The 21,379-nt window shown below is 70.7% G+C and carries 22 protein-coding genes; 19 read left to right on the top strand and 3 right to left on the bottom strand.

What is annotated here, in order from left to right:
* Positions 1 to 37 precede the first annotated feature (37 nt).
* Complete coding sequence (gene map / locus QRN30_RS06535) at positions 38 to 817, top strand: type I methionyl aminopeptidase (protein WP_042537634.1); 780 nt, start codon at positions 38 to 40, stop codon at positions 815 to 817.
* 150 nt (positions 818 to 967) lie between these two features.
* Here map and QRN30_RS06530 read toward each other — a convergent pair whose 3' ends face one another.
* A complete protein-coding gene (locus tag QRN30_RS06530) occupies positions 968 to 2,266 on the bottom strand; it encodes an LCP family protein (RefSeq protein WP_071250148.1) in 1,299 nt (432 codons plus the stop codon).
* A gap of 296 nt (positions 2,267 to 2,562) precedes the next feature.
* Here QRN30_RS06530 and infA point away from each other — a divergent pair, with 296 nt between their 5' ends.
* From infA to glmM, 13 genes are all read left to right on the top strand, one after another.
* Positions 2,563 to 2,784 (top strand): translation initiation factor IF-1, encoded by a 222-nt coding sequence (infA, locus tag QRN30_RS06525; protein ID WP_017885509.1) that lies wholly within the window; start codon positions 2,563 to 2,565, stop codon positions 2,782 to 2,784.
* Positions 2,785 to 2,854: 70 nt separating this feature from the next.
* Positions 2,855 to 2,971, top strand: a complete 117-nt coding sequence (gene rpmJ / locus QRN30_RS06520; RefSeq protein WP_022903266.1) for a 50S ribosomal protein L36 — start codon at positions 2,855 to 2,857, stop codon at positions 2,969 to 2,971.
* 186 nt (positions 2,972 to 3,157) lie between these two features.
* Positions 3,158 to 3,532, top strand: a complete 375-nt coding sequence (gene rpsM, locus QRN30_RS06515; protein WP_017885508.1) for a 30S ribosomal protein S13 — start codon at positions 3,158 to 3,160, stop codon at positions 3,530 to 3,532.
* Between the two features lie 9 nt (positions 3,533 to 3,541).
* Complete coding sequence (gene rpsK, locus QRN30_RS06510; protein WP_017885507.1) at positions 3,542 to 3,940, top strand: 30S ribosomal protein S11; 399 nt, start codon at positions 3,542 to 3,544, stop codon at positions 3,938 to 3,940.
* 205 nt (positions 3,941 to 4,145) lie between these two features.
* Complete coding sequence (locus QRN30_RS06505) at positions 4,146 to 5,141, top strand: DNA-directed RNA polymerase subunit alpha (RefSeq protein WP_017885506.1); 996 nt, start codon at positions 4,146 to 4,148, stop codon at positions 5,139 to 5,141.
* Between the two features lie 63 nt (positions 5,142 to 5,204).
* On the top strand, positions 5,205 to 5,771 hold the full coding sequence (gene rplQ, locus QRN30_RS06500; RefSeq protein ID WP_042537495.1) for a 50S ribosomal protein L17: 567 nt from the start codon (positions 5,205 to 5,207) through the stop codon (positions 5,769 to 5,771).
* A gap of 141 nt (positions 5,772 to 5,912) precedes the next feature.
* Positions 5,913 to 7,031, top strand: a complete 1,119-nt coding sequence (locus QRN30_RS06495) for an FUSC family protein (protein ID WP_017885504.1) — start codon at positions 5,913 to 5,915, stop codon at positions 7,029 to 7,031.
* Between the two features lie 76 nt (positions 7,032 to 7,107).
* Positions 7,108 to 8,016 carry a tRNA pseudouridine(38-40) synthase TruA gene (truA, locus tag QRN30_RS06490; protein WP_175470701.1) on the top strand — a complete coding sequence of 303 codons (909 nt, stop codon included), beginning with the start codon at positions 7,108 to 7,110 and terminating at the stop codon, positions 8,014 to 8,016.
* Positions 8,013 to 8,756, top strand: a complete 744-nt coding sequence (locus QRN30_RS06485; protein WP_017885502.1) for an MBL fold metallo-hydrolase — start codon at positions 8,013 to 8,015, stop codon at positions 8,754 to 8,756. The genes truA and QRN30_RS06485 overlap by 4 nt, the downstream gene beginning before the upstream one ends.
* An 84-nt stretch (positions 8,757 to 8,840) precedes the next feature.
* Positions 8,841 to 11,912, top strand: coding sequence for an ExeM/NucH family extracellular endonuclease (locus tag QRN30_RS06480; protein ID WP_284760680.1), 3,072 nt, complete (start codon positions 8,841 to 8,843; stop codon positions 11,910 to 11,912).
* Positions 11,913 to 12,245: 333 nt separating this feature from the next.
* Positions 12,246 to 12,692: a 50S ribosomal protein L13 gene (rplM, locus tag QRN30_RS06475; protein ID WP_017885500.1), complete on the top strand. Its 447-nt coding sequence runs from the start codon at positions 12,246 to 12,248 to the stop codon at positions 12,690 to 12,692.
* A 37-nt stretch (positions 12,693 to 12,729) separates the two neighbouring features.
* Positions 12,730 to 13,215: a 30S ribosomal protein S9 gene (rpsI, locus tag QRN30_RS06470; RefSeq protein ID WP_017885499.1), complete on the top strand. Its 486-nt coding sequence runs from the start codon at positions 12,730 to 12,732 to the stop codon at positions 13,213 to 13,215.
* Positions 13,216 to 13,237: 22 nt separating this feature from the next.
* Positions 13,238 to 14,611, top strand: coding sequence for a phosphoglucosamine mutase (gene glmM, locus QRN30_RS06465; protein WP_056072023.1), 1,374 nt, complete (start codon positions 13,238 to 13,240; stop codon positions 14,609 to 14,611).
* 93 nt (positions 14,612 to 14,704) lie between these two features.
* Here glmM and coaA read toward each other — a convergent pair whose 3' ends face one another.
* Positions 14,705 to 15,649 carry a type I pantothenate kinase gene (coaA, locus tag QRN30_RS06460; protein ID WP_056072020.1) on the bottom strand — a complete coding sequence of 315 codons (945 nt, stop codon included), beginning with the start codon at positions 15,647 to 15,649 and terminating at the stop codon, positions 14,705 to 14,707.
* 105 nt (positions 15,650 to 15,754) lie between these two features.
* Positions 15,755 to 16,240, bottom strand: a complete 486-nt coding sequence (locus QRN30_RS06455) for a glutathione peroxidase (protein ID WP_017885496.1) — start codon at positions 16,238 to 16,240, stop codon at positions 15,755 to 15,757.
* A gap of 70 nt (positions 16,241 to 16,310) precedes the next feature.
* Between QRN30_RS06455 and glmS the strand changes: the two genes are divergently transcribed.
* Genes glmS through tsaE form a run of 5 tightly spaced genes read left to right on the top strand, consistent with a single transcriptional unit; the run spans position 16,311 to position 21,337 of the window.
* The gene (gene glmS / locus QRN30_RS06450) at positions 16,311 to 18,158 is read left to right on the top strand and encodes a glutamine--fructose-6-phosphate transaminase (isomerizing) (protein ID WP_284760676.1); all 1,848 of its coding nucleotides are present in this window, start codon (positions 16,311 to 16,313) and stop codon (positions 18,156 to 18,158) included.
* 8 nt (positions 18,159 to 18,166) lie between these two features.
* Positions 18,167 to 18,562: a holo-ACP synthase gene (locus tag QRN30_RS06445; RefSeq protein ID WP_017885494.1), complete on the top strand. Its 396-nt coding sequence runs from the start codon at positions 18,167 to 18,169 to the stop codon at positions 18,560 to 18,562.
* Positions 18,559 to 19,662 carry an alanine racemase gene (alr, locus tag QRN30_RS06440; protein ID WP_284760674.1) on the top strand — a complete coding sequence of 368 codons (1,104 nt, stop codon included), beginning with the start codon at positions 18,559 to 18,561 and terminating at the stop codon, positions 19,660 to 19,662. Before QRN30_RS06445 ends, alr (QRN30_RS06440) begins: the two co-directional genes overlap by 4 nt.
* Positions 19,659 to 20,825 (top strand): alanine racemase, encoded by a 1,167-nt coding sequence (gene alr, locus QRN30_RS06435; protein WP_284760673.1) that lies wholly within the window; start codon positions 19,659 to 19,661, stop codon positions 20,823 to 20,825. Before alr (QRN30_RS06440) ends, alr (QRN30_RS06435) begins: the two co-directional genes overlap by 4 nt.
* On the top strand, positions 20,822 to 21,337 hold the full coding sequence (tsaE, locus tag QRN30_RS06430; RefSeq protein WP_017885491.1) for a tRNA (adenosine(37)-N6)-threonylcarbamoyltransferase complex ATPase subunit type 1 TsaE: 516 nt from the start codon (positions 20,822 to 20,824) through the stop codon (positions 21,335 to 21,337). The genes alr (QRN30_RS06435) and tsaE overlap by 4 nt, the downstream gene beginning before the upstream one ends.
* Positions 21,338 to 21,379: the final 42 nt, after the last annotated feature.

Genomic DNA, 21,379 nt, shown 5'->3' with positions numbered 1-21,379 from the left:
GCCCTCGATCTACAAGACCCCGGACGAGCTCCGGGCGATGGTCCGCCCGGGGCTGCTGACGGCTGAGGCGCTGGACGCCGTCCGTGCAGCGATCCGTCCCGGCGTCACCACCGGTGCGCTCGACGTGATCGCGGAGCGCACGATCCGCGACGGCGGCGGCATCCCGAACTTCCAGCTCGTCCCCGGCTACCGCCACACCTTGTGCGTCTCGGTGAACGACGAGATCGTGCACGGGATCCCCGGCGACCGCGTGCTCGCGCCCGGTGACATCGTGTCGGTCGACGCCGGTGCCGAGGTCGACGGTTGGAACGGCGACAGCGCCTTCACGACCGTCGTCCCCGGTGGCGACGAGACGGTCACGGTGGCTCGGCAGGCGCTCTGCGACACGACGGAGCGGTCGCTCTGGCACGGCATCGCAGCACTGGCCAGCGCCAAGAACCTGCACGAGGTCGGCTCGGCGGTCGAGGACGCGATCGACGAGACCGGTTCGTGGGGCATCGTCGAGGACTACACCGGCCACGGCATCGGCCGGTCGATGCACGAGGAACCACCCGTCTTCAACTACCGCGTCCGTGGCGCCGGTCCGGCCGTCAAGCCCGGCCTGGTGGTCGCCATCGAGCCCATGGTCACGGCCGGGTCGATCGACAGCTCGACGGACGACGACGACTGGACGGTCCGCACGCTGGACGGCAAGGACGCCGCCCACTGGGAGCACAGCGTCGCGGTGCACGCGTCCGGCATCTGGGTGCTCACCGCCGCCGACGGCGGCGCACGGGGCCTGGCCCCGCTGGGCGTGACGCCCGTCCCGATCCCGTAGGGCGGGCCTCCAGGGCTGGGCCTGACGGCCTGACGGCCTGACGACCTGGAGGCGCGGCCCGGGTCCGCCCCGCCGGGTCCCCGTGTGTGCGGCGCGCGCTCAGGGCGCGTCAGGCGGACCGTGCGGGTGGGCGACCGACGGCGGCGGCCGTCAGTTGCCGACGGAGCAGGTCTGCTCCGAGGCACTCTGCCCGGTGATCGACGAGGGCAGCGGTGTCGCCGACGCGGCAGGCGTCCGGGTGGCCGTTGCGCTCGACGAGGGTGCGGGGGTGCCGGCAGGCGACGAACCGCCAGTCGACGTTCCCGACGATCCCGACGACCCCGACGACCCCGACGACCCGGTCGTGCCCGACGATCCGCCGCTCGACGTCGACTCCTCGGACGCCCGGCCGGTGCTCGAGTCGCTCAGCGAGGACCGGACGTCGTTCTGCAGCGCCACGTTGAGCGTGTGCGCGGTCTCCTGGTCGACGACCACGCGCGCGTTGTCGGCGGGGTCGTCGACGACGGGGTACTGCACGAAGAGCATGTTGGCCGTGCTCATCCCACGCAGGGCGGCGGCGAGCTTGACCAGTGTCCCGGTCTGCGCCAGCCCGTCGGAGAGCGTCATGTTGGACAGCGCGGCGCCGGCCAGCTTGTAGAGCGTGATGGGGTTCGAGAGGGTGCCGTCCGAGGTGACCTTGCGGAGCAGCGCCGAGAGGAACACCTGCTGCGAGCTGATCCGGGCCAGGTCGCTGCCGTCACCGACACCGTGGCGGCTGCGCAGGAAGGCCAGGGCGTCCGTGCCCTGGAGCGAGTGCGAGCCCTTCGTCAGGTGCAGGCCGGTGAACGTGTCGTCGATCGGCTGGGCGACGCAGACGTCGACGCCGCCCAGGGCGTTCGACATCTCGATGACACCGTCGAAGGTGATCAGGCCGGCGTAGGGGATGCTCAGGCCGGTCAGGTTCTCGACCGTGTCCACGACGCAGGAGACACCACCGTTGCCGAGTGCGGTGTTGAACATCGCCGACGTCGCGGCGGGGTAGGTCGTGCCGGTCGCGGGGTTCGTGCACGCCGGGATCGGGACCATCAGGTCACGGGGGAAGCTGACCGCGGTGAGCTGCTGGTGGTCGGCTGAGATGTGGATGAGCATCGTGACGTCGTTGCGAGCGCCCTCGACGTCCTCGTCGGAGTCGAACTGGCCGACACGGGTGTCGCTGCCGATGAGCAGGATGTTCGCCCCGCCCTTGATCGCCGAGATGTCGGCGGTCTTCGCGGTGCTCTGGTCGTCGGTGCTGAGCGCGACGGTCCGGGGAGCGGACGACAGCTGTGCGCCGGCGATCGCGGCGACGCTCGTGCCGCTGACGAGCAGGACGGCGACGGCGGACGCCACGACGGTGACGAGCGTGCCCCAACCCCGGCGACGGGCCTGCTTGCCGTGACTGGCGAAGGGGCGTCGTGTGGCGTCGGGCACGTGTTCTCCGTTCGGTGGTCCGTCGCGTTGGCTGCTGGCGCGGCGGACGTGGCTGCGGAGCAAAACTACGGTTCGCACGCATGAGCGCGCCCGGAGCGCGCCGTCAAACCACTGTGGAACGCTCAGACACTGCTCCGGAAGCCCCAGACGTGGGGTGTTCCGCGCCCCCACTTGGCAATTGCGGGTTTACCACATAAGATCGATCTTTGGTGTGTCATGCCCTCTCGGGTGTGGCGACCGACCCGCAGACCGGTTCGGGGATCACACCTGTTCCACAACCAAGCGACAGTGAGGCTATGGCCAAGAAAGACGGCGTCATCGAGATCGAAGGCTCGGTGCTCGAAGCTCTGCCCAACGCGATGTTCCGCGTTGAGCTGACGAACGGACACAAGGTCCTCGCGCACATCTCCGGGAAGATGCGCCAGCACTACATCCGCATCCTCCCCGAGGACCGCGTGATCGTGGAGCTGAGCCCGTACGACCTGACCCGCGGCCGGATCGTCTACCGCTACAAGTGATCCGCGAGCTGGAAAGGAACGGCACGGCAATCCTGCCGAGCACGAAGCCAGCGAGCACGAGGAAAGAACCATGAAGGTCAACCCCAGCGTCAAGCCCATCTGCGAACACTGCCGTGTGATTCGCCGCAAGGGCCGCGTCATGGTGATCTGCAAGAGCAACCCGCGTCACAAGCAGCGCCAGGGCTAGTCCCGGGCGCGTGACCGGCGCCGACGGTGTCCCTCGGACACCAGGCTGCTCGAGCACGACCCACAACTGAAGATCGACAACGCAGTACCAGAACCCGACCGCACGACGGCCGGGGGACACCTCGGGGCGGAGGCCCGAGCACCGGTACTGCGCCACACCTCCATCGACAACAGGAGCAGCCATCACATGGCACGTCTAGCAGGCGTCGACATCCCGCGCGAGAAGCGCGTGGAGATCGCACTCACGTACATCTACGGCGTCGGCCGTACCCGCGCCGTCCAGGCACTGACGGAGACCGGTATCTCCGGTGACATCCGCGTCAAGGACCTGACCGACGACCAGCTCGTCGCCCTCCGTGACTTCATCGAGGGCAACTTCAAGGTCGAGGGTGACCTCCGCCGTGAGGTCGCCGCCGACATCCGACGCAAGGTCGAGATCGGCAGCTACGAGGGTCTCCGCCACCGTCGTGGTCTCCCGGTGCGCGGTCAGCGCACCAAGACCAACGCTCGTACCCGCAAGGGACCGAAGCGCACCGTGGCAGGCAAGAAGAAGGCTCGATAGGAGACCCCGATGGCTACCCCCAAGACTGCCGCGCGCAAGCCGCGCCGCAAGGAGAAGAAGAACGTCGCTGTGGGCCAGGCCCACATCAAGAGCACGTTCAACAACACGATCGTCAGCATCACCGACCCGTCGGGTGCCGTCCTCAGCTGGGCGTCCTCGGGTGCCGTGGGCTTCAAGGGTTCGCGCAAGTCGACGCCGTTCGCGGCGCAGCTCGCTGCCGAGTCCGCTGCGCGTCAGGCGCAGGAGCACGGCGTCAAGAAGGTCGACGTCTTCGTGAAGGGCCCGGGTTCGGGTCGCGAGACCGCGATCCGTTCCCTCCAGGCCGCTGGCCTCGAGGTCGGCTCGATCAACGACGTCACGCCGCAGGCGCACAACGGGTGCCGCCCGCCCAAGCGCCGCCGCGTCTGACGCGAGGAGCAACCGGCCGCGCCCTGCTCGTCCCCTGACCGGATCCGTTCCGGCGAGGGCGGGCAGGGCCCGCGGCCATTCCTGGTCGTTCGATCGCGCACGTGTGTGCGCGTGATCACAACTCAACAGACCCGTCGGGGCCCATGCGGCCCCGTCGTACCGCCAAGTGTCATATAGCGGACACTTCGCCGAAAGGAATCCCACAGTGCTCATTGCACAGCGCCCCACCCTGACCGAGGAGCCGATCTCCGAGCACCGCTCGCGCTTCGTCATCGAGCCGCTCGAGCCCGGCTTCGGGTACACCCTCGGCAACTCGCTGCGCCGCACGCTCCTCTCCTCGATCCCCGGCGCGGCTGTCACCAGCATCCGCATCGACGGCGTCCTCCACGAGTTCAGCACCGTTCCCGGTGTCAAGGAAGACGTCACCGAGATCATCCTCAACATCAAGAGCCTGGTCGTCTCCAGCGAGCACGACGAGCCCATCACGGCGTACCTGCGCAAGCAGGGTGCCGGTCAGGTCACCGCAGCGGACATCTCCGCTCCGGCCGGCGTCGAGATCCACAACCCGGAACTCGTCATCGCGACCCTGAACGACACCGCGCGCTTCGAGCTCGAGCTGACGATCGAGCGTGGCCGTGGCTACGTCTCGGCGACGCAGAACCGTTCCGAGTTCAGCGAAGCCGGTCAGATCCCGATCGACTCGATCTACTCGCCCGTCCTCAAGGTCACCTACCGCGTCGAGGCGACGCGTGCCGGTGAGCGCACGGACTTCGACCGCCTGGTCGTCGACGTCGAAGCGAAGCCGGCCATCACGCCGCGCGACGCCATCGCGTCGGCCGGTCGCACGCTGGTCGAGCTGTTCGGGCTCGCTCGCGAGCTCAACACGGCGGCCGAGGGCATCGAGATCGGCCCCGCGCCGGTCGACGCCGTGCTCTCGAACGAACTGCAGACCCCGATCGAGGACCTCGACCTGTCGGTCCGCAGCTACAACTGCCTGAAGCGGGAGGGCATCAACACGGTGTCCGAGCTCGTCGCCCTGTCGGAGACGCAGCTCATGAACATCCGCAACTTCGGTCAGAAGTCGGTGGACGAGGTCAAGGACAAGCTCACCGAGCTCGGCCTGTCCCTCAAGGACACCGTCCCCGGATTCGACGGCGCCCACTTCTACAGCGGGTACGACGAGGACGAGTCCAACAACTGACCTCGCGCTCACGCGCAAGCGCGCTGACACCGCGCGCACCACTTTCACCACTGGAGAACTGACATGCCGAAGCCCACCAAGGGCCCCCGCCTCGGTGGCGGTCCCGCCCACGAGCGCCTGCTCCTGAGCAACCTCGCCAACGCCCTCTTCACGCACGGTCGCATCACGACCACCGAGACGAAGGCCAAGCGCCTCCGTCCGGTCGCGGAGCGTCTCATCACGTTCGCGAAGCGCGGCGACCTGCACGCGCGTCGTCGTGTGATCAGCATCCTGCGCGATAAGTCCGTCGTGCACACGCTGTTCACCGAGATCGCCCCCCAGGTCGAGGACCGCCAGGGTGGTTACACCCGCATCACGAAGCTCGGCTTCCGCAAGGGCGACAACGCCCCGCTGGCGTCGATCGAGCTCGTCCTCGAGCCCGTCTCGAGCACGCCCGCTCCGGTCAAGCGCAACTCGGCTCCGGCCGCTGCTGCCGCCCCGGCCGCCGACGAGACCACCGAGGAGGCCCCGGTCGAGGAGACCGAGACCACCGAGGAGTCCGCCCCGGTCGAGACCGAGTCCGAGACCGAGGCAGCTGCCGAGGTCGAGGCCGACGCCGCCGAGAAGTCGGACGACGCCGACACCAAGTAGTCCGGTGCGCCCCGGGCGCGCTGCACCACCACGACGAAGCCCCCGCGACCCAGGTCGCGGGGGCTTCGTCGTGCCCGAGGCTGGTCGCGCTCACCGACGGCTCGGCGTAACGTCACCGGCCGGGTGCGACGGAGGGAAGTCATGGCGTTCCAGCACGTAGCGGGTCTGGGGACACGGGTCTGGCGGTGGAGCCGGACCTCGGGCACGCAACCGCGCCTGCTGCACGCAGGCAAGGCCGCTGCCGCCGCGGTGATCGCCTGGTTCGTGGCGCAGCACATGCCGGGCGTCGCGGCCGAGTACCCCTACTACGCACCGCTCGGTGCCGTCGTCGCGATGCAGACCACGGTGTTCGCGGGCATCCGGAGCGGCGTGCAGACCCTGGTCGGGATCGCGCTCGGCATCCTGATCGCCGGGTTCACGATGTGGGTCGGGGACCCCGGTTTCCTGGCGATCGCCCTGGCGGTCGGCGTCGGTGTGCTCGTCGGTGGGTTCCGCGTGCTGGGCGAGGGCAGCTCGTGGGTGTCCACCGCGGCGCTCTTCGTGCTGCTCGTCGGCGGCGCGCACGCCGAGGGCTACTCGCTCGGGTACCTGGTGCAGATGGCCGTGGGCGTGGTCGTCGGGCTGCTCGTCAACTTCCTGGTGTTCCCGCCGCTGCACTTCTGGGACGCCGAACACCGCATCGACGCGGTGAACGGCGTGCTCGCCGACCACCTCGACGGCCTGGCTGCCGTGCTCGAGGAGGGCAAGCGCGACGAGAAGGCGTGGGACCACCAGCAGGACCGCCTGGACCGCGCCATCGCCGACGTGCGATCGCGCGTGGCGATCGCGCACGAGAGCCGACGGCTCAACCCCCGCGGTGCCCTGCGCGGATCCCGCGCGCGGCTCCAGAAGGACGGTGGACGCTTCCGCGCGCTGGAACGGGTCGCCTGGTACACGACGGACCTCACCGAGCTCGTGGCACGTTCCGGCCCGGTGTCCGAGGGCGTCGGGCGGCCGGACCCCGCCTTCGCCACGCCCATCGCCGAGGCGGTCCGGAAGATCGCCAGCACGATCCGCGGCGACTCCCCGGAGGACCAGGCCGAGGCGGCGATCGCCGACCTCGAGCAAGCGCTCGACGCCTCGCGCGAGAACCCCTCCCACGTCGCCGTCACGTCGGCCGCGCTCGTCGCCCTGCGTGGGATCGTCGAGTCCGAGCGACGCGCCACCGACGACCTCGACACCCGCACGGGCCCGTCAGCGTTCGGTCGGCCGCGCGGCTGAACGGGTGCAGGCAGCCACGACCCGGTGGACGGGGCACCTGCCGGGAGGCACGGACCACCCCCGCTACGGTGGTCACGTGGACGAGACGGCCGGGTTGCAGGATTCCGACAGCACCGCCGACGTGCGGCTGCGGCTCGACATCGCCTACGACGGGGCCGCGTTCTCCGGGTGGGCACGGCAGCCCGGGCTCCGGACCGTGCAGGGTGCCCTCGAAGCCGCCCTCGCCACCGTCTTCACCCGCTGGGGCGAACCGCCGCTGCTCACCGTCGCCGGACGCACCGACGCCGGCGTGCACGCCACCGGGCAGGTCGCGCACCTGGACCTGTCGGCAGAGCAGTGGGCAGCACTCACCGGGAAGCGTGGGTCGGGCCGCTCACCCCTCGACGGGTTGCGCAAGCGGGTGAACGGCATCGCGGCACCCGAGGGGGACGTCGTCGTCACCGGGGCCTCGGTGGCGCCCGCCGGGTTCGACGCCCGGTTCTCGCCACTCTGGCGCCGGTACGAGTACCGGATCGCGGACGCCGACGCCCCGCGCGATCCACGTCGGCGGGGGCACACGCTCTGGCACGCGGCGCGGCTCGACCCGGCAGCGATGGAGCGCGGTGCGCTGACGCTGCTCGGGCTGCACGACTTCGCGACGTTCTGCAAGCCGCGCGAGGGGGCGACCACCATCCGGACGTTGCAGCAGTTCCGCTGGGACCGCGAGCCGGACGGCGTGCTGGTGGCGCGCCTCCAGGCCGACGCCTTCTGCCACTCGATGGTGCGGGCCATGGTCGGCGCGACCATCGCCGTCGGCGAGGGCCGCTTCGGCCCGGACCGCCTCGAGGAACTGCGCGTCGCCGAGGAACGCACCAGCGCGTTCAAGACGGCGCCCGCGAAGGGACTGACCCTGACCGAGGTGGGCTACCCGGCGGACGCTGCGCTCGCGGAGCGGGCGGAGCAGACCCGGGCCCGACGCTCGGCGGACGGTACCGTCGAGGGATGAGCCCGCGCGAACCCCGTTCCGTCGTGTCCGTCGCCCCCGGAGTCGTCTTCGTCGAGGGCCCCGTGTCCAACTGGGTGGTGCTGGCGGAGGAGGACGGCGTCGCGCTCATCGACGCGGGGTACCCGGCCGACACGGACCTGGTGCTCGACACCGTGCGCGCCGCCGGACACGACCCCGCCGACCTCCGACGCGTCTACGTCACGCACGGACACGTCGACCACGTCGGCGGCATCCCCGGGATCCTGGAGCGGTACCCGCACGTCGAGGTGCTCGCCCACGCCGACGAGCTCGACAACGTCCGCGGGCCGGAGCGGCAGCAGGTCACCCCGGCGGAGATCGGCGGTCGGCTCGCCAGCCCACGCGTCCTCGCCTGGTTGGCACGGGCGATCCGGTCGGACGCCCTGCGGCCCACCACCGTGCCGTCGGCGCGTGCGTTCACGGGCGCGGACTTCGCGGGACGCGCGATCGCGCCGCTCCCGGCCGTCGGGCACACCGACGGTTCGACGGCGTACCTGCTGCCCGCAGCCGACGCGATCGTGACGGGCGACGCGGTCGTCAGTCGCCACGACACCCAGCCCGGGTCGTGGGCCCCGCGGCCGCGGATGATCACGCCGTTCTTCACCGCCGACCAGGACCGCGCGCTCGAGTCGGCGCGGGCGCTGCCGTTCCCGGCACTGGTACTGCCCGGACACGGACCAGCCGTGCGGCGCGTGGGCGGGACCTGGCTGCCGATCGGCTGATGCCGCCGCATCGCTGATGTTGCCGAACGCAATCATTTACCTCAGCGCAACCTGAATGTCCCCGCAGGTCGGTAGCGTGCGGGCATGGCCAACACCCTCGGGCGCACTCTGCTGTGCGCCACGGCGGCCGCGACGCTCCTCGCGGCACCACTCGTCACCGTCACCGCAGCGTCCGCGAACCCCGAGGGGACCGGCCTCGTCATCGAGGAGGCCTACCTGAAGGCGGGCAGCAAGGGCGCCTCCTACAACCAGAAGTTCGTCGAGATCGGCAACCCGACCGACGCCCCGGTGTCGCTCGACGGGTGGTCGCTGCAGTACCGCTCCGCGACGGGCACCGGCACCTTCTCGGCCAGCGCACTCGCGGGCACCGTGCCGGCGAAGGGCACCTTCCTGGTGTCGATGGCGGGCAACGGCGGGGCCACCGCGGCCGGCGAGGACCTGCCCGCCGCCGACGACACCGCGTCGCTCACCCCGTCGGGCACCACGGGCACCCTCGTGCTCTCCGACGCCACCGCACCGCTGGCGCTCGCCGCCGGACCCGTCGCCGCCGGCACCGACGGCGTCGTCGACCTGCTCGGCTACGGCGCCTCGAACACGTTCGAGTCGACCGTCCGCACCGTGACCGGGGACAACTCGGTGCCGAACGGCCTGGTCCGCCAGGGCACCACGGACACCGACGTCAACGGCGCGGACTTCTCGGTGACGACGACGCTCACCCCGCGGAACGCCGCGGGCGAGACGACGGCGCCGACCGAACCCACGGACCCGACCGACCCGGGCGACGGCGGGACCCCCACGCCCGGCACCCCCGCCGAGACGGTGACCATCGCCCAGCTGCAGGGCACCACGGACACCTCGCCGTACGCCGGCAAGAACGTCACGACCGACGGCGTCGTCACCGCGGTGTACGGCACCGGTGGCTTCGACGGCTACACGATCCAGACCGCCGGCACCGGCGGCGCGATCGACCTCGGCGCCCACACCGCGTCCGACGCCGTGTTCGTGTTCTCGTCCGCCACCGCCGGACTGGTGCAGCGGGGCGACCACGTTCGCGTCACCGGCGCCGTCTCCGAGTACTTCGGCCTGACCGAGCTCACGGTGTCCGGTGCCTCGTCGCTGCAGCAGCTCGACGACACCGTCGCGGCACCGCAGCCCGCCGCGGTCGCGTTCCCGTCGTCCGACGCCCAGCGGGAGTCGCTCGAGAGCATGCTCGTCGCTCCCCAGGGCGCCTTCACCGTCGCCGACAACTACACGACGAACCAGTACGGCGAGGTCGTGCTCGCCAGTGGGACGAAGCGTCTGGTCCAGCCGACCGAGGTCGGTCGCCCCGGCAGCGCCGAGGCGAAGGCCGTCGAGGCCGACAACGCCGCGCGCAAGGTCACGCTCGACGACGGCGCGAGCACGAACTTCCTCACCCAGGCGAACCAGGGCATCCCGGTGTCGTGGCTCACCCAGGGCCCCGTCACCGTCGGGGCCGCCGCCACCTTCACCGAGCCGGTCGTCCTCGACTACCGCAACAACGGGTGGAAGTTCCAGCCGACCGCGCCGATCACCGGTGCGACCCCGGCGGCCGACCTGCCGGCGTCGTTCTCGAAGGTGCGCCAGCCGGCACCGCAGGACGTCGGCGGTGACCTGAAGCTCGCCGGCTTCAACGTGCTCAACTACTTCCCGACCACGGGCGACGAGCTCACCGGCTGCAAGTACTACACCGACCGTGCCGGCGACCCCGTCACGGTGAACTCCGGCTGCGACGCCCGCGGCGCCGCTGAGCAGGAGGACTTCCTGCGCCAGCAGGTCAAGATCGTCAAGGCCATCAACGGGCTGGACGCCGACGTCGTCTCGCTCGAGGAGATCGAGAACTCGGCCCGCTTCGGCCAGGACCGCGACGCCGCCGTGGCCACCCTGGTCGACGCGCTCAACGCCGCCACCGGCCAGGACACCTGGGCGTATGCGAAGTCCCCGGCCGTCGTGCCCGCGAGCGAGGACGTCATCCGCCTCGCACTCATCTACAAGAAGGCCCGCGTCGAGCCCGTCGGCGAGTCCACGATCCTGCTCGACGACGCGTTCACGAACGCCCGCCAGCCCGTCGCGGACGCGTTCCGCCCGGTCGGTGGCACCGCGGACGACGACTTCCTGGTGATCGCGAACCACTTCAAGTCCAAGGGCTCCGGCACCGGTGAGAACGCCGACCAGGGTGACGGGCAGGGAGCGTCGAACGCGTCCCGCGTGGCCCAGGCGAAGGCCCTCGTGACCTTCTCCAGCGCCATGCAGGACCAGTACGGCACCGACAAGGTGTTCATGCTCGGCGACTTCAACGCCTACAGCAAGGAGGACCCGGTGGTCGTCCTCGACGACGCCGGCTACACCGACCTCGGCCCGGCTCGGGACAGCACCGAGTACTCCTACGTGTTCTCCGGCCTGAGCGGTTCGCTCGACCACGTGTTCGCCTCGAAGGCCGCACTCGAGACGGTCACGGGCGTGGACATCTGGAACATCAACTCGGTCGAGTCGGTGGGCCTGGAGTACAGCCGCTACAACTACAACGCGACGAACCTGTACACCGACGACGTGTACCGGGCGAGCGACCACGACCCGATCCTGGTCGGCTTCGACCTGGACGCCCCGGGCACGGACCCGGGCACCGAGCCCGGGACCGACCCGACCCCGGTGCCGAGCCCGACGCCCTCGAAGCCGACCCCCGCTCCGACCCCGTCGACTCCCGGGGCGGTGCCGCCGGTGGCCCCGTCGGAGACCGGTCTCACCGACGCGAACCGCGGGAGCGTCTCGGCGCCGTCGTCGGCTCGTGCGGGGGAGACCATCACGGTGACGGTGGGCACGCAGTACGCGGGTGACGTCGTGGACGTGTGGTTGTACTCGACCCCGACGCTGATCGGAACGGTGACGGTCGGCGCTGACGGCACGGTGCGCGTCACGATCCCGGCGGACACCTCCGCTGGTGCGCACCGGTTGGCGGTGACGGCTGCGGACGGCACGCTGATCGGGTGGAGCCCGATCACGATCACCGCGGACGGGCAGCTCGCGTTCACGGGCGCTTCCGGGCTCGGTGCCGGTGCGCTGGTGGCGTTCCTGCTGCTCGCGGCGGGTGCGGGTGTGCTGGTCGTGCGTCGCCGCCGTCGGGCTGCGGCTGCGGAGTAGTCCCCACGCCCCACGTCGGGGCGATGAGTGTGCAGAAGACGTCGGGTTCGCGGTGCGGACCCGACGTCTTCTGCTCACCCATGCGCGGTGGGCGCGACCGCGCGGAGGACTGGAGGCGCGGTGCGGGGCCGCCCCGCGCCTCCAGGCCGGTGGGTGGCCGCGTTTGACCGACGCACCCCGCGTCGGCTAGGCTCTCACCTTGGTCTGTGCGCCCCGCGCGCGGACAGTCAGATGAGCCCTCCAACCGAGGTGTTCCCCGTGCTTCTGCCCGCGGAACTCCCGACCGGAGTGGGATTCACGGACTCCTCACCTCGACACGAAAGCAGCACTCCTGTGACTCGCACGTTCTCACCGAAGCCGGCAGACGTCCAGCACGACTGGATCGTCATCGACGCCACCGACGTCGTCCTCGGCCGTCTCGCCACCCACGCCGCGGCGCTCCTGCGCGGCAAGCACAAGGCCACCTTCGCCCAGCACATGGACATGGGGGACTACGTCATCATCGTGAACGCCGACAAGGTCGCACTGACCGGTTCGAAGCTCGCGAAGAAGGTCTACTACCGTCACTCGGGGTACCCGGGCGGCCTGACGGCGACCTCCTACCCGGAGATGCTCGAGAAGCACCCCACCCGCGCCGTCGAGAAGGCGATCCGCGGCATGCTGCCGAAGAACACCCTCGGCCGCGAGCAGCTCAAGAAGCTGAAGGTCTACGCCGGCGCGGAGCACCCGCACGCCGCGCAGCAGCCCAAGGCGTACATCTTCGACCAGGTCGCACAGTAGTTCCGGCCACGACGACTTCAAGGACATAGAGAAACTCATGGCTCAGATCGCTGATTCCCTCGACCAGACCCCGGAGAGCTTCACCACGGAGAGCGCACCCGCCGCTGCCGAGGCTGCTCCCCGTCAGATCCTCAACGTCTCCGGCGGTGCCGTCGGGCGCCGCAAGGAGGCCATCGCGCGCGTTCGCCTCGTTCCGGGCTCCGGCACGTTCGTCGTGAACGGTCGCACGCTCGAGGACTACTTCCCGAACAAGCTGCACCAGCAGCTCATCAACGACCCGTTCAAGGTGCTCGAGCTCCTCGGCTCGTACGACGTCGTCGCCCGCATCACCGGTGGCGGCCCCTCGGGTCAGGCCGGCGCGCTCCGCCTCGCCATCGCCCGCACCCTGAACGAGATCGACCGCGAGAACAACCGCGCGGCCCTCAAGAAGGCCGGCTTCCTCACCCGTGACGCCCGCGTCATCGAGCGCAAGAAGGCCGGTCTCAAGAAGGCCCGCAAGGCGTCGCAGTTCTCGAAGCGCTAGTCGTCACCGGCTGAAGATCGCCATGCCGCGTCTGTTCGGTACCGACGGGGTTCGTGGTCTCGCCAACGGCGAGCTGACGGCCGCGCTCGCACTGGGTCTTGCCCAGGCGAGCGCGGCCGTCCTCACACACGGACACCATGCCGACGCCCGCCGGGCGTCGGGTCGACCGCGCCCGCGCGCGGTCCTCGCGCGTGACCCGCGCGTCTCCGGCGAGTTCCTCGGTGCCGCCGTCGCGGCCGGGCTCGCCTCGGCCGGCGTCGACGTGCTCGACGCCGGGGTCATCCCCACGCCCGCTGCGGCGTTCCTCGTCGCGGACATCGACGCCGACTTCGGCGTGATGATCTCCGCGTCGCACAACCCCGCTCCCGACAACGGGATCAAGTTCTTCGCCACGGGTGGTCGCAAGCTGCCGGACGAGGTCGAGGACCGCATCGAAGCGGCCATGCACGACCACTCCGCACCGACCCCCACCGGCATCGACGTCGGGCGCATCTCGCGGTTCGCCGACGCCGAGGACCGCTACGTCGTCCACCTGCTCGGCACGCTGCCGCACCGGCTCGACGGCATCCACGTCGTGCTCGACTGCGCCAACGGTGCCGCCGCTGGCGTCTCACCCGAGGTCTTCGTCAACGCGGGTGCCCGCGTGACGCTCATCGGTGCCGACCCCGACGGTTGGAACATCAACGACGGCGTCGGGTCGACCCACATCGACAACCTGTCGCGCGCCGTGCTCGAAGCCGGCGCGGACGTCGGCATCGCGCACGACGGCGACGCGGACCGTTGCCTGGCGGTCGACGCCGCGGGCAACGCGATCGACGGCGACCAGATCATGGCGATCCTGGCGTTGTCGCTGCAGGAGCGCGGACGCCTGAAGGACGACACCCTCGTCGCGACGGTCATGTCGAACCTCGGGCTCAAGCGGGCCATGGCCGACGCGGGCATCACCGTGATCGAGGCCGGTGTCGGCGACCGCTACGTGCTCGAGAAGATGACCGAGGGCGACTACTCCATCGGTGGCGAGCAGTCCGGCCACATCATCTTCAACGAGTTCGCCACCACGGGCGACGGCATCCTCACCGGGCTCCACCTGGTCGCCGAGATGGCGCGGACGGGCAAGACCCTGCAGGAGCTCGCCTCGTGCATGACGGTGTTCCCGCAGGTGCTGCTCAACGTCCGCGGCGTCGATCGTCACGGGCTCGCCGACCAGGGCGTGCAGGACGCCGTGACTGCGGCGTCCGCGGCACTCGGCGACACCGGTCGCGTGCTGCTCCGACCCTCCGGCACCGAGCCGGTCGTGCGGGTCATGGTCGAGGCTGCGTCGCAGGACGACGCCCAGCGCATCGCCGAGGAGCTCGCCGCCGTCGTGCAGGACCGCCTGGCGCTCGACGCCGCGTAGGTTCCCCTCCGCAAGACACCGGTGTTCGCCGGTTGAACACGCGCAGGACGCGGTTCAGCTCGCGAACACCGGTGTTTTGCTGCCCGCTCCCGTTCAGATCTTGCGGAGCAGGACCGAGTTCACCTTGTGGTTCGCGCCCTTCTTCAGCACCAGGGTGGCGCGGGAGCGCGTGGGCAGCACGTTCTCGAGCAGGTTCGGCTCGTTGATCGCCCGCCAGACCTCGGTCGCCGTCCGCACCGCGTCCTCACGCGAGAGCGAGGCGAACCGGTGGAAGAATGAGTCGGGGCTCGAGAACGCCTCTTCCTGCAGGGCGAGGAACCGGTCGACGTACCAGGACTCGATGTCCTTGGTCTTCGCGTCCACGTAGATCGTGAAGTCGAACAGGTCGGACAGCGCGAGCCGCCCGTGCACCGGGGGCGCCAGCACGTTGAGACCCTCGACGATGAGCACGTCGGGCTGCCGGACGACGATCTCGGCATCGGGCACGATGTCGTAGACCAGGTGCGAGTAGTACGGCGCCCGGACCTCGGTCGCCCCGCTCTTCACCTGGCTCACGAAGCGCAGCAGGGAGCGGCGGTCGTACGACTCCGGGAAGCCCTTGCGGTCCATGATCCCCCGGCGCTCCAGCTCGGCGTTCGGGTACAGGAAGCCGTCGGTCGTCACGAGCTCCACGCGAGGGGTGTCCGGCCAACGCTTCGTCAGCTCCCGCAGCAGACGGGCGACGGTGGACTTGCCGACGGCGACGGAACCCGCGACGCCGATGACGAACGGCGTGCGTCCGGCGCGCTCACCCAGGAACCGGCTCGTCTCGGCGTGCAGGTTCCGTGCGCCGGCCGCGTAGAGCGTGAGCAGGCGGGACAGGGGCAGGTAGACCTCCTGCACCTCCTGCATGTCCAACCGGTCGCCGAGTCCGCGCAGCTGCACGATCTCGGTCTCGGTGAGCGACAGGTGCTCCTTGGGTGCGAGCTGCGACCACTCGGCACGCGGGATCTCCACGAACGGGGTCGGGTGCGCGACGGCGGTCTCCGGGATCGGCATGGGATCGAGCGTACAGACGGGAGGCCCGGGCCACGTGAGCCGGTCGGCTCACGTGCCCCGGGCCTCCCGGCCAGTGCTCGGTGCGCGCCCGCAGGACGCGACGCGTCAGGCGGGCAGGGCCGCCTCGATGGCGGCGACGACCTCGGGGGCGTCCGGCTTCGTGGTGGGGCGGAAGCGCGTGACGGTGCCGTCGGGGGCGACGAGGAACTTCTCGAAGTTCCAGCTCACCCGACCGGCCTTGCCGTCGGCGTCCGGGGTCTCCTTGAGGGCCTGGTAGAGCGGGTGGGCGCTCTTGCCGTTGACCTTGACCTTCTCGGACATCGGGAACGTCACGCCCCACGTGGTGGAGCAGTACTCGTCGATCGCCTCGGACGAGCCGAGCTCCTGCAGGAACTGGTTGCTCGGGAAGCCCAGCACCGTGAACCCGCGGGGGCCGTACTGCTTCTGCAGGGCCTCGAGCTGCTCGTACTGCGGGGCGAGGCCGCACCGGGAGGCGACGTTCACGACCAGTACGGCCTTGTCGGCGTAGGCGCCGAACGTGGTGTCCTCGCCGTGCAGCGTGGTGATGGCGATGTCGTCGAAGCGTCCCATGGCCGAAACGTTATCCCCACCCCCGGGACTTCGCAGGGTCGGCGTCCAGGCAGACCGTAGGATCGGTCCCATGTGTGGAATCGTCGGCTACGTCGGCAGCAACAGCAGCCAGGACGTCCTCCTCGGTGGCCTCCGCCGCCTCGAGTACCGCGGCTACGACTCGGCGGGCATCGCCGTGGTCGACCCAGCCGGAGACCTCGTGTCGGCCAAGAAGGCCGGCAAGCTCCAGGCCCTGGTCGACGAACTCGAGTCGTCGCCGATCCCGGACGGCACGACCGGCATCGGGCACACCCGCTGGGCGACCCACGGTGGCCCGACCGACGGCAACGCCCACCCGCACCTGGCCGACGGCGACAAGCTCGCCCTCATCCACAACGGCATCATCGAGAACTTCTCCGAGCTCCGCGCCGAACTGCAGGCCGAGGGCATCGAGTTCCGCAGCGAGACCGACTCCGAGGTCGCCGCGCACCTGGTCGGGCGGACCTTCCGCGACACCGGTGACCTGACCGCCGCCATGCAGCAGGCCGTGCAGCGACTCGAGGGCGCCTTCACGCTCCTCGTTGTGCACGCCGACCAGCCCGGTGTCGTCGTCGGCGCCCGTCGCAACTCGCCCCTGGTGGTCGGGCTCGGCGACGGCGAGAACTTCATGGGCTCGGACGTCGCCGCGTTCGTCGCCTACACGCAGCGCGCGCTGTCGATCGGGCAGGACGAGATCGCCACGATCCGCCCCGACGGCGTCGACGTCATCCACTTCGACGGCACCCCCGCCACGCCGACCGAGTTCGAGGTCAACTGGGACGCCTCCGCCGCCGACAAGGGCGGCTGGTCTTCGTTCATGGCGAAGGAGATCAGCGAGGAGCCCGAGGCCGTCGCCAAGACGATCCTCGGCCGTGTCCACGACGGCGCCGTCACCCTGACCGACCTCGACCCGATCGCCGAGCGCCTGGCGACCGTCGACCGGGTCATCGTGATCGCCTGCGGCACCGCCGCCTACGCCGGCATCCTGGGCAAGTACGCCATCGAGCAGTGGGCCCGCATCCCGGTCGAGGTCGAGCTCGCCCACGAGTTCCGCTACCGCGACCCGGTGCTGAACGAGCGCACCCTGGTCGTCTCGATCAGCCAGTCCGGCGAGACCATGGACACGCTCATGGCCGTCAAGTACGCCCGCGAACAGGGCGCCCAGGTCCTGTCGATCTGCAACACCCAGGGCGCCACGATCCCGCGTGAGTCCGACGCCGTGATCTACACGCACGCCGGACCCGAGGTCGCCGTCGCGTCCACCAAGGCGTTCATCGCCCAGGGCGTCGCGCTGTACCTGCTCGGGCTGCACCTGGCGACGCTGCGCGGCACGCTCACCACCGAGCAGATCGCCGAGCAGGTGGCCGAGCTCGAGGGGCTCGCACCGAAGCTCCAGCAGACCATCGAGGACGCCGCAGGCATCAAGGACCTGGCCCGCTGGATGGCGGACACCCGGAGCGTGCTGTTCCTCGGTCGCCACGTCGGCTACCCGATCGCGCTCGAAGGTGCGCTGAAGCTGAAGGAACTCGCGTACATCCACGCCGAGGGCTTCGCCGCCGGTGAGCTCAAGCACGGTCCGATCGCGTTGATCGAGCCGGGCCAGATCGTCTTCGTCATCGTGCCGTCGCCCCGCGACCCGCGATCGCTGCACCCGAAGGTCGTCTCGAACATCCAGGAGATCCGCGCCCGCGGTGCCCGGGTCATCGCCATCGCGGAAGAAGGCGACGCCGCGGTGCTGCCCTTCGCCGACGAGGTCCTGCGGATCCCGCTCGCGACCCCGCTGTTCGAGCCGCTGCTCGCCGTGGCCCCGCTGCACATGTTCGGCATGGAGCTCGCCGCGGCCAAGGGCCTCGACGTCGACCAGCCACGCAACCTGGCGAAGTCGGTCACCGTCGAGTAGTCGAGACGGTGATCATCGGGATCGGGGTCGACGTGGTCGACCTGGAGCGGTTCGAACGGGTGCTGGAACGCACACCGGCGATGCGGGCGCGGTTGTTCACGCCGTCCGAGCAGGTCCGTGACGGCGAACCCCGTCCGATCGCGTCCTTGGCGGCACGGTTCGCCGCCAAGGAAGCACTGATCAAGGCCTTCGGGTCGAGCGCCGGGCTCAGCTGGCAGGACCTCGAGGTCGTGTCCGACGACCAGCGGAACCCCTCGCTCACCCTGCGCCAGGGTGCGCGCCGGGTCGCGGATGCGCGTGGCGTGACGAGCGTGCACCTGTCGCTCTCGCATGATGGAGGGATCGCGACCGCGTTCGTGGTCCTGGAAGGAACAGACGTGGTCCTGGAAGGAACGGCCCGGTGAGTGCGTTCACCGGCATCACGATCGATCGCGGAGCCCTGATCGAGAACTACGCGACGATCGCCGACCGGGTCGCCCCGGCTGGTGTCATCGCGGTCGTCAAGGCGAACGCCTACGGCCACGGGGCCCTCGACGCCGCGCAGGCCTTCGTCGACGCGGGCGCCGAGTGGCTCGGGGTCGCCGACATCGACGAGGCCGTCGCGCTCCGGCAGGGCGGGATCGACGAGGGGGTCCGGATCCTCACGTGGCTGCACGCCCCCGACGAGGACTTCCGTCGCGCCGCGCAGTTCGACGTCACGCCGGCGGTGTCGAGCGTCGAGCAGCTGTCCGCCGCCGCCGACTCCGACGTCCGTGCCGTGCACCTGTGCGTCGACACGGGCCTGAGCCGCAACGGGGCCGTCGAGTCCGAGTGGGCCGAGCTCTTCGCGACCGCAGGTGCCCTGGCCCGCGGCGGCAACCGCACCCGGGTCGAGGGGCTCATGTCGCACCTGTCGAACGCCTCGCGCACCGACGACCTCGACCAGGACGCCGCACTGCAGCGTGCGCTGGACGGTCTCGCCGCGAACGGCATCGTGCCGGACGTGGTGCACCTCGCCGCGAGTGCCGCGAGCATCGCCGTGCCGGAGACCCGCCACGACCTGTCCCGCGTCGGACTCGCCCTGTACGGACTGAGCCCCTTCGACGGCCGCACCTCGGCCGACCTGGGGCTGCGTCCGGCGATGCGGGTCACCGCCGCCGTGCTCCGCACCGTGCCGGTCGCCGCGGGTGACGGCGTCTCGTACGGGTACACCTGGCGCGCCGAGACGGAAACCCGCCTCGCTGTGATCGGCCTGGGCTACGCGGACGGCTTCGACCGCGACTTCGGCAACCGGGTCTCGGTGCGCATCGGGGACCGCACGTTCCCGGTGGTCGGACGCGTCGCGATGAACGCCATGCACGTCGACGTCGGCGACGCGGACGTGCAGGTCGGCGACGAGGCCGTGCTGTGGGGCGACCCCGCGAACGGCGACCCCGCCGTCGAGGACTGGGCCGACGCCATCGGCACGATCAACTACGAGGTGGTCGCCCGGATCGGCCGCAGCGTGGAACGGAGGACCACGTGAGCTCCGCACCGCTGCGTCAGGCACGCATCGACCTCGACGCGTACCGCGCCAACCTCGAGCGTGTCCGCGAGTGGATGGAACCGGTCGAGGTCATGGCGATCATGAAGGCCGACGCGTACGGGCACGGCCTCGAACCGATCGCGCTCGCCGCAGTCGACGCCGGCATCCGGTGGATCGGTGTGCTGACGGTCCCCGCCGCCCTGCGCCTGCGGTCGATCGGGGTGGGTGAGGACGTCCACCTGTTCACCTGGCAGCACGACCCTGACCTGGACTTCCGTGACGCCATCGACTCGGCCGTCGACCTCGGTGTCTCGAACGTCGCCGAACTGCAGCGCATCGTCGACGCCGTCGACCAGCGCCCCGCCCGGGTCCACCTGGGCGTCGACTCCGGACTGCACCGCGACGGCGCGGCCCCCGCGGACTGGCCGGCCCTCGTCGAGGCCGCGCGGGACGCCCAGCGGAACGGCCGCATCGAGGTCGTCGCCGCCTACACGCACCTGGCGGAGTCGTCCGACCACGAGGACAGCGCCGCGGTCGCCGTGTTCGACGCCGCGATCGAGATCGCCGAGGACCTGGGGCTCGACGTCCCGACGGAGCACGTCGCCGCGTCGCTCGCGGGGCTGGAACGCAAGGAGTTCCGCAAGGACATGGTCCGGATGGGTGCGAACCTGTTCGGCATCCCCGGGGCCGACGGGGTCTCGGCAGCAGACCTCGGGCTCGAGCCGGTGATGACCCTGACCGCGTCGGTGGCGAAGACGAAGCGTGTCCCCGTCGACACCGGCGTCTCGTACGACTACACGTACCGCACCGCGACCGAGACGACCCTGGCGCTCGTGCCCGTCGGGTACGCCGACGGGGTCCCGCGACTGGCGCAGGGCCGCATCGAGGTCGCGATCGGCGGCAAGCGCTACCCGATCGCCGGCCGCGTCGCGATGGACCAGTTCCTGGTGGACGTCGGCGACGACGACGTGCGGACCGGTGACACCGTCGTCCTCTTCGGCACCGGCGAGCACGACGAGATGACCGTGCTCGAGTGGGGCGCGGCGCTCGAGACCATCGGTGAAGAGATCGTCTGCCGGATCGGCAGCCGTGTGCCCCGGTCCTACGAGGGTCACGACATCGAGGGACGCGTCGGGGAGTACCTGCGGGGCGAGCGGCCGTGACCGGGTCGTCCCACGTCCTGCTCGACACCACCGTCGACGGCACCGAGGCGATGGGGGAGCTCGGTGCCCGGTTGGCCCGGGTGCTGCGCGCCGGAGACCTCGTCGTGCTGACCGGCCCCCTCGGCGCCGGCAAGACGACCCTGACCCGTGGGCTCGGCGCAGCACTCGGTGCGCGTGGACAGGTGTCCAGCCCGACCTTCGTCCTCGCCCGGACACACCCGACCACCGCCGGGCCGGACCTGGTGCACGTGGACGCCTACCGCCTGTCCGACCCGGTCGAGCTCGACGACCTCGACCTCGACTGGGACGCCGCGATCGTGGTGGTCGAGTGGGGCCGCGGGATGGTCGACGGCGTCAGCGACAGCCTGCTCGACGTCGAGATCACGCGGGCGACCGGTGCCGACGCCGGACCCGCAGCTCCCGACGACACGGACCCGGACGACGTCCCCGACGAGCCCCGCCGGGTCGTCGTCACCGCCTCCGGTCCGCGCTGGCAGGGCGTGGTCCTCTGACCCTGCGGCCCGTCACCGCGGACGACGTCGAGGCGCTCCGGG

The sequence above is a fragment of the Curtobacterium sp. MEB011 genome (assembly GCF_030209655.1).
In the GTDB taxonomy this organism is placed as follows: Bacteria; Actinomycetota; Actinomycetes; order Actinomycetales; family Microbacteriaceae; genus Curtobacterium; species Curtobacterium poinsettiae.
This window is presented reverse-complemented; position numbering and strand designations above follow the sequence as displayed.